Source organism: Mycobacterium sp. HUMS_12744610 (assembly GCF_041206865.1).
GTDB classification, from domain to species: Bacteria; Actinomycetota; Actinomycetes; order Mycobacteriales; family Mycobacteriaceae; genus Mycobacterium; species Mycobacterium servetii.
In genome coordinates, this window is the sequence record NZ_JBGEDP010000001.1 from 844540 (window position 1) to 858491 (window position 13952).

Below are 13952 nucleotides of genomic sequence, written 5' to 3' on the forward strand. Positions count from 1 at the left end.
ATGCGGGCGGGAATGTCACGGTTCGTGGCGCTATTTGCGGCCGCTACAGTACTTACCTCGTGTGCTAGCTGGCGAGGTATCGCTAATGTGCCACTGCCTGGTGGCCCGGGAAGCGAATCCGGCTCTTATACGATTTATGTGCAGATGCCGGAAACGCTGGCTTTGAATGCCAATAGTCGGGTACGCGTCGCCGACGTTTTTGTCGGCAGGGTACGCGCAATCGGCCTGAAAAACTGGATCGCGACGTTGACCTTGGATCTAGAAAAGGGCGTCAAGCTACCGAAGAACGCCACCGCGAAGATCGGGCAGACCAGCCTGCTCGGCTCACAGCATGTGGAGCTGGCGTCGCCAGCCAACCCATCACCGCAACTATTGAAGAACGGCGACATCATCCCGCTGCAGAATGCGTCCGCCTATCCCACCACCGAGCGGGTCCTGGCCAGTTTTGCCGCGGTGCTGCGCGGTGGCGGCATCCCTAACGTCGAAGTGATCGCAAGTGAAGTCCGTAACATGCTGACTGGGCGGGCCGATCAGATACATGATTTCCTCAAGAAGCTCGACACCTTCACCGCCCGACTAAACGAGCAACGTGATGACATCACTCGCGCTATCGACTCCACAGACCGGCTGTTGACTTATGTAGCCAAGCAATCAGACACCCTGGACCACGTTCTCACCGAGTTTCCCCCATTGGCAAAGCATTTCGCTGAACAACGACAGCCGTTCCTCGATGCGACCAATGCGTTGGGCCGGTTTAGCGACGTCCTCAATCAGACCTTGACGGCGGCGCGTCCCGACTTGGATAAAGACGTGCGCCAACTGCAGCGTCCCCTGAAACAACTCAGCCGGGCTTCGATGGATCTGGTCGAGACGCTAAAGATTGCCTTGACCCTCCCGTTCAGCGCCGACGCCATCCCGAAGGTGGTACACGGCGACTCAATGAATGTTTCGATAACCTTGGACCTCACCTTGAGTGCAATCGATAATGCGCTCCTCACCGGAACCGGGTTCTCCGGCGCACTGCGAGCGCTTGAGCAATCGTGGGGCCGCGATCCGAACACCATGCTTCCCGATGTCAGGTTCGCACCCAACCCCGCCGACGAACCCCCCGAGCGTGACGAGGAGTAGGCAGCATGTTGACTCGACGCCTTCGCCTTCAGCTAACCGTGTTCACTATCGTCACGATGCTCGCCATGAGCGTTCTTGGGTGGCATTATCTGAGGTTGCCGAGCGTCGTTGGGATGGGCCAGTACAGTTTGGAGGTGGATTTACCCACGTCGGGAGGGCTTTATCCCACTGCAAACGTCACCTACCGCGGAATCACCGTGGGAAAGGTAACTCGGGTAGAGCCGACCGAACAAGGAGTTCGGGCCACATTGCGTATCAGCGACCAGTACAAAATCCCAATTGACTCCTCGGCGAACGTGCATTCGGTGTCGGCGGTCGGCGAACAATACATAGACCTAGTATCCGCGCAGAATCCGGCCAAGTATTTCTCGCCCGGCCAGACCATCACTAACAGCACGGTGCCTAAACGAATTGGCCCGACCCTGGATACCGTTAACCATACATTGGACGTCCTGCCCAAAGACAAGATCGCCGGACTACTCGATGAGACAGCTCAAGCGGTCGGCGGCCTGGGCCCAGCCCTGCAGCGGCTAGTCGACTCGACCCAATCGATCGTTGGGGATTTCAAAACAAACCTTAGCGACGTCAACGATATCGTCCAAAACGCAGCACCGATCATCGACAGCCAGGCCAACTCGCGTGATCCCATCGAGCGGTGGGCGCACAACTTAAATACTCTCGACGCGCAGGCCGCGGAAAAGGACAAACAGCTCAAGAGCATCCTGGGCCAGGTTGCGCCGACCGCCGATCAGATTAAAGCCGTGCTCGGCGACGTTCGCGAAACTTTGCCGCAGACCCTAGCAAATGTTGCGATTGTGGCCGATCTGCTCAAGCGGTACAACAAGAATGTAGAGCAATTGCTGGTCATACTTCCGCAAATTCCCGCATTCGGTGAGACAGTGACCGCTGCTTACCCACATACGTTTTCTCTTTCGTTCCAAACGCCAATAAATATGACCCCTGCTTGCCTGACGGGGTTCTTGCCGGCATCGCAATGGCGATCCTTTGTGGACGAGACTCCCGGGCTTTTGACCACGCGATACTGCAAGATTCCGATGGAGGCACAAAACGCGGTCCGCGGCGCGCGTAATTATCCCTGTGTCGATGTTCCCGGCAAGCGCGCGGCCACGCCGCGCGAATGCCGCAGCAAAGAGCCGTATGTCCCGCTGGGGACCAATCCTTGGTACGGGGATCCGAACCAGATTCTAAGCTGCCCCGCACCTGCGGCGCGCTGTGATCAGCCGGTGAAACCCGGCTTGGTCATACCGGCTCCGTCGGTCGATACCGGCATCAATCCGCTTCCTTCCGACCGGGTGACGGGGACGCCTCCTCCACGAAGCGATCCACTGCAACGGCCAGGTTCTGGGAGCGTCCAGTGCAACGGTCAGCAGCCGAACCCGTGCATTTACATTCCTAGCGGTGCTGCAGCTATCTATAGTCCGCAAAGCGGCGAGTTCCTAGGGCCCGATGGCGTCAAATACACCATCGAAGATTCGGCCAAAATAGGAGACGACGGTTGGAAGGAGATGTTAGGACCTCAACCTCGGTGAAGCGGCCGCCCATCGGTGGTGACATCGAACTGGAAGTCGACCGCCCACACCCGGTTGGCCGCATCGGCGACCGTGGTCGGCGCGGTGGAACTGCCGCGGCGGTTGCGTCGTCACCGCTGCGGTACGCGCAGTCCTTCTTCACGCCAAAGCGGCTCTTCGTAATTCAGAGTGCGTTGACGAGTGAGTGCAGGGCTCCGCTGTGCAGCAGTGAGCGTCATCGGTAGTGGGTTAGGTTTCTGAATCCCAGCGCGTTGCGGCGCAGTGCTTCCAGTCGGCCGTTGATCGCTTCGGTGGGGCCGTTGAGGCGTGGTGGTCGAAGAAGGCCAGGATGTCGTTGCGGCGGCGCCATAGAGTGCGGCCGAGTTGGGCCAGTTCCTCGAGCTCGTCGGGGACGCCATGGCGCAGGGTGTTGATGATCGTGGTCATCATGGTTTTGCCGCGGCGGCGGTCGGGGTGGGCGTAGGCGGCGATCAGGCGTTGGTAGAAGCTCCAGCACAGTTGGACCGCGAGGTGGGCCTCATCGGTGAAAACGGCTTCCAGTCGGGCTTTTTGGTGCGCATTGAGCAGCGGATAGCGGGTGCGCAACGTGCCCCGCACAAGGTAAGCGGGTCACCCGTGCGGCCGCGGTGCCCGCATGTCTGTTGTTGGATGCGCTGGCGGCACAGGTCGAGCTTGGCGCCGGCCAGCGCGACGACATGGAAGGGGTCCATGACCGCGGTGGCCTCAGGCAGCTGATCTGTCGCCGCGGTCTTGTAGCCGCCGAACCCGTCCATCGCCACGACCTGCACCTGTTCGCGAAACGCTTAGCTCTGCTCAGACAGCCAGCTGCTCAAGGCGGCTGCCGAACGTCCGGGGACCAGGTCGAGCAGCCGCGCACGGCCGGTGCCATCGAGCACGGGAGTCAGGTCGATGATGACGGTGACGTAGCCCTCTGAGTCGGGTCGACGCACATGTGACCAGCGATGCTCATCAACCCCGATGACCCGCACGCCGTCGAGTCGGCCGGTGTCGTTGGCCACGATCAGCTGGGTGGCGTCCATGGCGATGGTGTTGACAGTGTCCCAGGACAGGCCGAGCTCGCGGGCGACCGCGGCGACGGTGGCGTGGTCGATCATCAGCCGGTGACAGATGTAGCGGGCGCATCTGCGGGTGGTCGACCATCCTGGCCGCGCTAGCGCAGAGGTGTTGTGGGCGAACACTTCCCGCTCACAGGCGGTGTCGACACAGCGGTAGCGCGGCACCCGCAGGCGAAGTGGATGCCCGACCACCGGCACATCAGTCACGTTGCGGATCACAGTGTCACGGTTGACGTCTCGACGGCAGCCCGGACAATGCCGCTGGCCATCATCGAGCAAGTTGCAAAACACCACCGTGGCCTCGCCGTCGACAGCAGCATCGGTGATCGTCACCCCAAGTTCGACCGTGCGCACGATCGTGTCGGCAACAACAGCAGCAGAACAAGACGTAGGCTCGGACACAGGACTCCCCAGAAGGCAGACGACAAAGGTGTAGGAACCTGCATCCTCTGCCCGCCGCCCGTATTAGCTCACCGACACGACCCAATCAACAAGTCGCCGCAGCGTTTACCTGCACTCCATTTCCGGAAGAGCCGGCAAACGGTTCGCTGACCCCCAGCCGGCACCGACGATCAGAACGGTCGATTGATCGGTCACTTGGAAACCGGTTCGTATGTCATGTCCCCAGCCCAGGAGGGCAGTTTGCCGAACACCTGGACGGGGAAATGGTCGACAAGGGTACCTAGCCCCTGGGAAAAGAAATGGAAAGGTTGAGCGCGGTTGATAGTCGCAGACATGTGCGTCCGAAGGATGTGATAAGCGGGAATTCGGCGGGTGAACTCGCTTCGATCGCCGATATTCGAGTAGCGTGTGACCGCGTTGTATAGCTTCTCCTCCGAGAGGCCCCACGCAGTGAGGTTAGCCATCATCCTGGTGAGCAGCGGTATATACATTAGGGAGCCGAGGAGAATTCTCGGATCAATAATGGACCCCACCGTCTCGATCACGTGCACCCGCACCGGGCTGGCGCCGAGGTCATTGAGAACTTGGAAACCCACTGCAAGATGGCGAGATTCGTCACTATTGACCTTACTGAAGACCTCGCCGCACAACGGGTCTGCCACCTCGTCTAGAAGGAACTTCAGCAACGCGCCGTCGAGGGCGCATTCCAACGCCGGGATCGCAGAGCTCATCACCGTCAACGGGAGCGCATCGCTATAGTGGTCGATCCACTCGATCCCCAGCCGAATATTCTTATTCGGCACAGGTGTCTCTCCTGGCTCGAGCATTCCCCAGCGATGCATGAGGGCAAGTTCGGCATTAGCGTGCCGCTGCTCCTCGGCGTGGAAGTAGTGGTAGATCTCTCTTAACGCCTCGAACGGCGCCTTAGGCGCCATCGCCTCGAAAGCACGCGCTCCGACATGCTCGATCCACACCACATCTGACATGAATTGTTTGAGGTGGGGCCGTTGCTCGTCGGTAATCAACTCCGCGCCTGGGGCTTCCCAATCGATGTCGGCAAGCGCCCACTGTCGGTCTTTAATCGTTTGCAGCATATCGCTGTATTCGAACGCCATTTCCCTACTCCGATCTGGTTCTTCAAATCGCCCGGTGGCTATTTACCGCGCGACCCACTCGATGACACCAAGCCCACCGGTATAGCTCCTGGGCGCCATTCTCTCGGCCTGCCATCACAGGTAATGTCCGAACCTTGACCACCAGCTTGGACGACAAGTCCAACGGTCTCCTTAGCCCGTCCCGGATCGATATCGGCGCAGACACCCGCGCACCCCGACGAGCAAGCTCAACGCCAAAGCCGCGGCCAATGCCGCTGCCAGCTCTCGTGACTACAGCGACAGCACCATGAGTGAGCACATCTGAGCCGCCGAATGGCACCAGCCTCATCGGCGACCGCACGCGCGGGAGCCAGCAGGATCCGCAACCACAAACTGGTGGCACTGGCCCTAAGTGTGGGCGCATGACACCAGTTTTGTGCCGCTCCGGGCGCCTTGTCAAGACGCCGCCTGGACTCAGCAAATGCGTGGGTAGACCCGCTCGTCGCGTCAGCTAAGAATGCGCGCGTGCGGCGCACCTGATCAGCCAAGGATAACGCGCTGGATAGGCCCAGCTGGTGGTACTGAAGGTGAGTCAACGCAAGGTGGTGCTGAGGCGATCGTAACCGCTACGTGGGGACGGACAGGGCCGGCAATGGCCGGAATCTCGACCAGTTGTGCGCCATCACCGGCTGGCGTCGCAATCACGTGCGTAACGCACTCAAGGACACGCTGCGCCCGAAGGTCGTCACGAAAAGACGGCCGCAGCCGCCAAAGAATGGGCCGAAGTCCTTGCGGTGCTGACCTTTGCTGGGAATTGTAGGGCATGCTGGCGGCAGACGACTGCCGCCTTATGCTGGGCGGGTTAGACGGGTATGGGGGGCTGGGGCCTCCGCTCACATGTGAACGTGGGTTGCCGTCAGAAAGTTGGTCCTGGTCGGTAGAGCCACAGTTGTGGGAGGCCCAAGTGGTAGTTCAGCGGACGAGCCATTCTGACCTGGCGCTCGCCCTCAGGAGATGAAAATTATGCAGTGGTCGCCTGTCGACGCCGTCTAACAACTGTGGTCCTACGAGGCCGTGCATCGAGCCGGGCGTCGGATGCCGCTGTTGGGCCCTTCACTGTTGCCGCTAGTTGAGCACGAGGATCAGAATCGTTGTCCCCATGCGTTATCCGCGGGCGGCCGCACCTTGAGATGAACAGGTGTGAGTGTGCAGTGAGGAGATGATGGCGCGCGGATTCCCCGTTTCGCCGCGGCCCGCTGAACACCCTGTCCGACGTCGCACACGTCACCGCCGACTATGTCGCCTGGTACAACCAGCAGCGGCTCATGCACCGCCTCGGACGAGTCCCACGCGCCGAAGCCGAAGCCCAGTACTATTCCCAACACGTGACCGACCAACCGGCCGGCTCACAGAACCCCGAGGGTGCATAGGATGGTTCACTTCGGCCGCACTGCTTGAACACAGCGGCTGGAGCGTGCCTCGAGGACGCGACGAGCGGGATAGTGTACAAATTACTGATCGCTGATGCCCCCAACCTCGGCTCCGGCGACATCGGTGCCCGCGCCCCTGCCAAGCGAGCTAGGAGCGGGCGATATCGTAATGAAAATGACTTTCAATAGGCTCGTGGTGGCGTGGCTGCGCGACGGCCCGAACCTGTTGCGGCGGGTACAAGCCCTTAAATGGACAGGCTTTTGAAAAGTTGGCGATACCAGCGGTACCGTATCAGTAGCTTTTCTGATGTGAACTTTCGGTAGGAGGCTGGCGATGGCCCAGAAGATCGCTCGGACGAGGTTGGTGCGGCGTTGGCGCCGCAACATGGACGTGCTGGACGACGCCGAGTATGCCGACGTGCTGCGCGTCCTGTCTGAGGGCTCAGTGCGACGCAATTTCAACCCATACATCGACATCGACTGGACCGCACCTGAGTACGCGGTAGTCGACAACGACCCCCGCTGGAAGTTGCCGGCGACTGACCCGCTGGGCCGGCACCCGTGGTATCAGGCGCAGTCGGAGGAACGCCAAATCAGGATCGGCATGTGGCGTCAGGCCAATGTGGCCAAGGTGGGGCTGCACTTCGAGTCGGTCCTCATCCGCGGCCTGATGGGGTACGCGTTCTGGGTGCCGAACGGGTCCCCGGAGTACCGGTACTGCCTGCACGAGGCGGTCGAAGAGTGCAACCACACCATGATGTTTCAGGAGATGGTGAACCACATCGGCGCCGACGTGCCTGGGATGCGGCGGCAGCTGAAGTGGCTTTCGCCGCTGATCCCGCTGGTCGCTAGCCCTCTGCCGATCCCGTTCTGGTTCGGCATCCTCGCCGGTGAGGAACCCATCGACCACACTCAGAAGAACGTGTTACGTGAGGGCAAGGAACTGCACCCGATCATGGAGCGGGTGATGTCCATCCACGTGGCCGAAGAGGCTCGGCACATCTCGTTTGCTCACGAGTATCTGCGTAAGCGTGTGCCGCACTTACCGCGGCGTAAGCGGTTTTGGCTGTCGTTATACGTGCCGGTGATTATGCGGGTGGCATGCTCGGCGATCGTGGTCCCGCCGAAGGCCTTCTGGCAGGAATTCGACATCCCGCGCGAGGTCCGCAAGCAGGTGTTCTTCGGGTCCCTGGAGTCGCGCAAGGCGCTGCGTGACATGTTCGGTGACGTGCGGATGCTGTGCTACGACACCGGGCTGATGAACCCGATCGCGCGAATGGTGTGGCGGATCTGCAAGATCAACGGCAAGCCGTCGCGTTATCGCTGCGAGCCGCAGCGCCAGCACCTGGTCGCGGTCGCCTAGCGTTGTGAGTCACTAATTTGGAGCAGTAGTTAGCTGATGCTGCCAGGATTTGGTCGGCGGTTCTGATCCAGACGTAGGGTCGAGGATTGTCGTTCCAGATGAATCGTCCTGCAAATCCCGGAGGCTCCTGACCTTGGTAACGAGGATGCAGGTATGCCAACGTTGTGGCTCCACCAGCAAATCATTTCGCCAGTCGTCAGGGTTGGCTCTTACTACCTGGGCAGGCCGAGGCGTTCGGCGAGTCGACGCCCCGCACCGTAGCGCCCGGTGCGATAGAACGACGCCATGATGTCCTCGTAGCGAGGGCCGAGGATTCGGGGAATGGCATCGAAAACTCTTGCGTCAGGACCGATCAGCACCCGCGGCTTATTCTTCTTGACCCCACGCAGTATCGCCCTCGAGGCTGATTCGGGGCTGGTGAACGCGATCCTATGGAAAAGGCGGCTAAGCGTTTCGGGGTCCGAGCCGTCGGGCAGCCCTCGGGCGTGACCGGCGATGTTGGTCTTCACCCCGCCCGGGTGAACGCAGGTCACACCTACCGGATGCCTGGCGGCCCGGAGTTCTTGGCGTAGGGCCTCGGTGAAGCCGCGGACGGCGAATTTGGCGGCATTGTAGGCGCTTTGTGACGGAATCCCGACGAACCCGAAAACCGATGACACATTGACGATGTGGCCATCGCCGGACGCGATCAGGTGCGGCATGAATGCCTTGGTGCCATGGGCCACCCCCCAAAAGTTGATGCCCATCAGCCACTCGAAGTCGTCCCAATCCATGTCGGCCACGTCGGCCGAGAGTGCCACACCCGCGTTGTTGAAAACAAGGTTCACTCTGCCGAATTCACTGACGACATTCTTTGCGTGTTCGTAAACTGCCGGCCGTTGGGCTACATCGAGCTCGAACGGCACCGCCTTAGCTCCGACCTTCTCGCATCGACCAGCGGTATCGGCCAGCGCGCTCGTATCGATGTCCGACAGCGCCAGCTGCGCCCCCTGTTCAGCCAAGCTCAACGCCAGGTTACGGCCGATACCTGAGCCAGCGCCGGTGATTACTGCCACTTTATTGGTGAAGTCCTTCATAAACTGATCGCCTCCGAATGTATTTGGACTGGCCGACGGCCGGTTCCGCAGATCGTTGACACCGCCCCCATCCTCTTCTGTAACAACCAGAGTCCACTGCACTACACGGCATGGCGCTGGGTGCCAATCCCGTCCGGGATGTTCACCGTCGCCACAGGCGCCCGTAGAGCAGCTAGAACCGCTAGGTATCCCGGAACATGAAACGCGAGCCTCCCTGTTACGCGCCGTACGAGTGGTTGCTGAGAGCCTCGATGCCGGTATCCAGCTTGAACGCTCCCTGCTTCCGAGTAAGCAATTTTCCGAACAAACAGTATACGTAACGACTAGTACTATGTACTGCGGTTTGGGCCGATTGTCAAAACAGTTTAAAGGCAGGAGTCGCGGAGGTGACAGCGTACGCGGCGGTGTGATGCGGCTCTCAAACGCAGCGCTTCTACACGTCATTGCGGAGTCTTGCGCGCCCTGTCGATCCGCAGTAACGTCTCACTAAACACCTAGTACTGTCGGTATCGGAAACCGGGTGTTCGAGGAAGGGGTATCTTGTTATGACGAGCGACCACATAGTGCAAGAGGCAGCGACCACTGCAAATGCGGTGAGTGAGGGGTCTCGGTATCCGACGACCCGGCGGATACGTTTCCCGTTTGCCCAGGGCAGCAAGTATTTCGTTAACGACGACATCATCTTCAGCCACTTTCTGGCGAACTTGTCGGGGTCGTTCCCGCCGGGGGAGGAGTTGTTCATTCGGTCGGTGCGCCGGTTTGCCGATGAGATCGCCGACCCTGGGTTGAAGAAGCGGGTGGCCGGGTTTATCGGTCAGGAATCGGTGCATGGCCAGCAGCATCGGGCGCTCAATGACAAGCTCGTTGACATGGGGTATCCGATTGGGTGGTGGGATTCCGAAAAGTTTGTTGATTGGGTGAAACGCATCGAGGAGGTGCTGCCGGCCCGGATTCCGCTGGCGGTGACAGCAGCCGCAGAACACTTCACCGCCGTACTTGCTGAGCGGCTGCTCGGCGATGAGGAGATCCAGGCGATCCCGGGTGATGCGGAGGTGTGGAACCTGCTGAACTGGCATGCGCTGGAGGAACTTGAGCACAAGTCGGTTGCCTTTGATGTATTCCGCTCGGTGCGGGGTACCGAGCGGGTGCGTCGACGTGTGATGGCGGTAATGATCCCCCTTCTGCTCCTCCTCATAACCGCCGTACTGGCTTGTTCGGTGGCGCGGGATCCCGAAGCGCGCCGTCAGCCAGTGCGACTGGTGCGTGAGACCTATCGGCTCTACCGCGGCCCCATTCTTCGTGGCGTGATCCCAGAGCTCAGGCAATACCTGCGACCGGGATTTCATCCCGACGACATCGACACCAACGCGTTGCTGGAGCAATGGCAGGAGGAACTCTTCGGCACCGAGGGGGCCCTGGTCGGCTACCTGAAGTGACCGACCACCACACTCAAAACAAAGGAGAGTGTCATGGTAGCTAGTCACGCAGCAGTTGCGAACACAGGAATGGCACCGGAAAGACCAGCAAAAAAGGCGTATCCGAAAACTCGCCGGATTCGGTTCTCATTCGGTGATCCGCAGCCGATGCAGCGTCACTTCGTTGAGGGCGACATCGTGCTTAGCCACCTTGTGGCGTTGCTGTCGGGCATATTTCCGCCCGGCGAGGAATTATTTATCAGGTCGGTCCGGCGCTTCGCCGATCGGGTGACCGATCCGGAGTTAAAGAAGCGGGTGGCCGGATTCATTGGTCAGGAGTCGGTGCATGGGCAGGAACACCGCCGGCTCAACGAGCAATTGGTGGACAGGGGCTATCCCCTGGTCAGTTTTTTCATGTTCGATGCCAATAGTCGGCGGCAGCGGCTGTTGGTGCGGATCGAAAACCTGCTGCCCGCGCGGGTACCCCTGGCGGTCACTGCAGCGGCTGAACACTTCACTGCCACGCTGGCTGAGCGAATGCTAGGCGAGGAGTTACAGAAGATCCCTGGTGATCCCGAGGTGCGAAACCTGCTCAACTGGCACGCGGTGGAAGAGCTGGAGCACAAATCGGTTGCCTTCGACGTTTACCGGTCGGTCCGCGGGCCGGAGTGGCTTCGCATCGGTGTGATGGGGGTTTTATACGTTCTGGCCATCCCGGTGATAACGATCGGCGTGTTGCTGTCCATCGCGACGGACCCTAAAGGGTGGCATCCGATCAAAGTGACGCGTCAAGCGCGTGCTGTGTTTCGAGGCCCGCTGCTCAAGGGTTTGATGGCCGACCTGCGCATCTACATGAAACCCGGCTTTCATCCCGACGATGTCGACACCCGTGCGCTGCTGAACAAGTGGCAGCAGGAACTGTTCGGGACCCATGGCACCCTTGTGGGTTACCAAAAGTAGCAGCAAGTCCGGCGAGCCCGAATTGAGTACAAAAGTCGAGATTGAACAGTTACCTGCTGCCGAGCGTGTCACTCCTGACCATGACGTCGTCATTGTGGGCGCTGGGTTCGGCGGTATCGGCGCCGGTATCGCCTTGCAACGGAGAGGTATTCACGACTTTGTCATCGTCGACAAGTGGGATCGGGTGGGCGGCACCTGGCATGCGAACACATATCCGGGTGTGGCGGTGGATATTCCGTCGTTTGTCTACAGCTTTTCCTACGAGCAGCGCGGTGATTGGTCGCGGATCTTCGCTCCGGGTGACGAGCTTCGGGATTACGCCGATGACGTCGTGGACCAATACGGCCTGCGTGAGAAGCTTCGGTTGAACACCACCGTCGCCTCGGCGGTGTTTGATGAGCACAACAGTCTATGGCGATTGACCGCCGCCGGCAACCAGGAGATCACGAGCCGATATGTCGTAATGGCGGTCGGCGGCCTGGAACGCCCGAAGATGCCCGATATCCCAGGTTTGGACGAGTACGGGGGTGCGCTCGTGCACACCGCGCTATGGGATCACGACGTGGTGCTGGCCGGTAAGCGCGTCGCGGTGATCGGCACGGGCGCCACGGCGCTCCAGCTTGTCCCGGCCATCGTTGACGAGGTCGAACATCTGACCGTCTTCCAGCGAACGCCGATCTGGGTGTTCCCCAAACCGGATATGGAGATCAAGTCCGTCGGCCGATGGGTCCTGGGCCGTAAACGAATCCGCTCGGCTATCCGCACGGTGGGCACTGTCGCAACTGAGATCGGGATGGCGGGGATGTGGGTCGGTCCAGGGTGGCTAGTGAACGGGACTCGCCAGCTGCTCGAGCTAGCTACACGCCGCTGGATGCGTCGGCAAATCGAGGATCCAGTAATTCGGGAGAAGCTGATCCCACACTATGGCTTGGGCTGCAAGCGCCCATCGATGTCAAACGACTACCTCCGCACATTCAACCGCGAAGATGTCAGCCTGGTCACCGATGCGATCGAGTGCATAACCAGGAAGGGGGTGCGGACAGTGGATGGTGTAGAGCACGAGGTCGACGTGTTGATATGCGCGACCGGGTTCAAGCTGTGGGATACGGGTGCAGTGCCACCCTTTCCCGTCATCGGGCGCGACGGCATCGATCTCGGGCGGTTCTGGTATGAGCAGAGATACCAGTCGTATCAAGGCGTGTCTGTTCCCAAATTTCCGAACATGTTCTCCATCACTGGGCCTTATGGCTTCGTGCTGGGATCATATCTGTGGATGATCGAAGCGACGTCGGCTCATCTGAGCCGCGCTATAGCCGAGGCGAAGCGCTGCGGCGCGACGGTCTGCGAGATACGTCAGGAAGTCCACGACGAGTATTTCCGGAAGTGTTTGAAGCGCCAGGAAAAGAACTTTCTGTTCACTCCGACCTGCGCGGATTCGAATACCTACTATATCAACAGCCAGGGCGATTCACCGTTTCGGCCGTCGACGCATGGCGAAATGTATTGGCAGAACCGACATTACAACCTTGATGTCTACCGCTACAGTACGGGCGTTAAGCTTCCGGGTGCGATCGGGGCCATGAGGAAGGAGAACGCGTGAAGGTCAATCGGTTGCGTCCACGCGTGGTGGTGGTCACCGGGGCTGCAAGCGGTATTGGCCGGGCGACAGCGATCAGGTTTGCCAAGCTCGGCGCCCATGTCGTGGTGTCCGACATCGATCTGGATGCGGCACAAGCGACCACGGCGATGATCCGTGGTCATGCCCGCAGCGCGTCGGCGGCGCAATTGGATGTTATCGACCCCGATGCCTGGGAGGCGCTCGCTCGCAGCGTGTTAGCCGATTACGGATACGCCGATGTGCTGGTCAATAACGCAGGAATCTTGGTGGGCGGCCCGTTCTTAGAGCTGCGTCCGTCGGATTGGGAACGCCAACTCGGTGTGAACCTAATGGGCGTCGTTCATGGGTGCCGTTTCTTCGGCGCCCAGATGGTTGAACACGGCGGTGGCCATATCGTCAATATCGCCTCGGCGGCGGCATTCACGCCCACCCCGGTTATGTCGCCGTACTCGGTTTCCAAAGCGGGCGTGAAGATGCTGACCGAATGCCTGCGGCTCGAGCTCGGACCGAAAGGCATCGGCGTCAGCGCGATATGCCCGGGTGTGATCAATACCAATATAGGTGATCGCGCGGTGGTTGTCGGCGTCAACCACGAACTGATCGAACAAGGAAAACAGTTCACCAAGAAGCTCCAGGAATTTGGCGAGAAGTTTCCGATCTCACCGACCTCAGAATTTCACGGTGGCCCGGGTTCTGCTGTGGCGGTCTGCGGGGCGGCAGCTTTGTCGAGGTTTTGAGGCTGGGGGTAGGCGGCGGCGCCGCGTGTCGTGCGGTGACGCCGGGTCCTTTATCCCGGGGGTGGTTACTCCTTTCTTGGGGTCGAGAGGGCATAGGGGCCTG

The 13952-nt window shown here is 60.2% G+C and carries 8 protein-coding genes and 5 pseudogenes; 8 read left to right on the plus strand and 5 right to left on the minus strand.

Annotated elements, in window-relative coordinates:
• Both AB8998_RS04275 and AB8998_RS04280 read left to right on the plus strand, forming a co-directional pair.
• A complete protein-coding gene (locus AB8998_RS04275) occupies positions 1-1128 on the plus strand; it encodes a virulence factor Mce family protein (protein ID WP_033721559.1) in 1128 nt (375 codons plus the stop codon).
• A gap of 5 nt (positions 1129-1133) precedes the next feature.
• Entirely contained in the window at positions 1134-2678 is a 1545-nt protein-coding gene (locus AB8998_RS04280) for an MCE family protein (RefSeq protein WP_007172264.1), read from the plus strand.
• Here the strand turns inward: AB8998_RS04280 and AB8998_RS04285 are convergent.
• The 4 genes and pseudogenes from AB8998_RS04285 to AB8998_RS04300 form a co-directional block, all read right to left on the minus strand.
• Positions 2678-2827, minus strand: a pseudogene (locus tag AB8998_RS04285) (IS3 family transposase); the annotation flags it as partial. The gene AB8998_RS04280 and the pseudogene AB8998_RS04285 sit on opposite strands and share 1 nt — an antisense overlap.
• Before the next feature lie 65 nt (positions 2828-2892).
• Positions 2893-4111: pseudogene (locus AB8998_RS04290) on the minus strand (ISL3 family transposase).
• A gap of 236 nt (positions 4112-4347) precedes the next feature.
• On the minus strand, positions 4348-5271 hold the full coding sequence (locus AB8998_RS04295; protein ID WP_007172267.1) for a ferritin family protein: 924 nt from the start codon (positions 5269-5271) through the stop codon (positions 4348-4350).
• A 113-nt stretch (positions 5272-5384) separates the two neighbouring features.
• Positions 5385-5599: pseudogene (locus AB8998_RS04300) on the minus strand (SDR family NAD(P)-dependent oxidoreductase); the annotation flags it as partial.
• A gap of 877 nt (positions 5600-6476) precedes the next feature.
• Between AB8998_RS04300 and AB8998_RS04305 the strand changes: the two are divergent.
• A pseudogene (locus tag AB8998_RS04305) lies at positions 6477-6680 on the plus strand (IS3-like element ISMysp3 family transposase); the annotation flags it as partial.
• A 346-nt stretch (positions 6681-7026) separates the two neighbouring features.
• Positions 7027-8043: an AurF N-oxygenase family protein gene (locus AB8998_RS04310; protein ID WP_033721575.1), complete on the plus strand. Its 1017-nt coding sequence runs from the start codon at positions 7027-7029 to the stop codon at positions 8041-8043.
• Positions 8044-8255: 212 nt separating this feature from the next.
• Here the strand turns inward: AB8998_RS04310 and AB8998_RS04315 are convergent, their stop codons facing one another.
• Positions 8256-9119, minus strand: a complete 864-nt coding sequence (locus AB8998_RS04315) for an SDR family NAD(P)-dependent oxidoreductase (protein ID WP_007172270.1) — start codon at positions 9117-9119, stop codon at positions 8256-8258.
• 545 nt (positions 9120-9664) lie between these two features.
• Between AB8998_RS04315 and AB8998_RS04320 the strand changes: the two genes are divergently transcribed.
• From AB8998_RS04320 to AB8998_RS04335, 4 genes and pseudogenes are all read left to right on the plus strand, one after another.
• Positions 9665-10555: a metal-dependent hydrolase gene (locus AB8998_RS04320; protein WP_170826031.1), complete on the plus strand. Its 891-nt coding sequence runs from the start codon at positions 9665-9667 to the stop codon at positions 10553-10555.
• 69 nt (positions 10556-10624) lie between these two features.
• Positions 10625-11494, plus strand: coding sequence for a metal-dependent hydrolase (locus AB8998_RS04325; RefSeq protein ID WP_007172273.1), 870 nt, complete (start codon positions 10625-10627; stop codon positions 11492-11494).
• Entirely contained in the window at positions 11466-13094 is a 1629-nt protein-coding gene (locus AB8998_RS04330; RefSeq protein WP_007172274.1) for a flavin-containing monooxygenase, read from the plus strand. Before AB8998_RS04325 ends, AB8998_RS04330 begins: the two co-directional genes overlap by 29 nt.
• Positions 13091-13783: pseudogene (locus tag AB8998_RS04335) on the plus strand (SDR family NAD(P)-dependent oxidoreductase); the annotation flags it as partial. The gene AB8998_RS04330 and the pseudogene AB8998_RS04335, both read left to right, overlap by 4 nt.
• Positions 13784-13952: the final 169 nt, after the last annotated feature.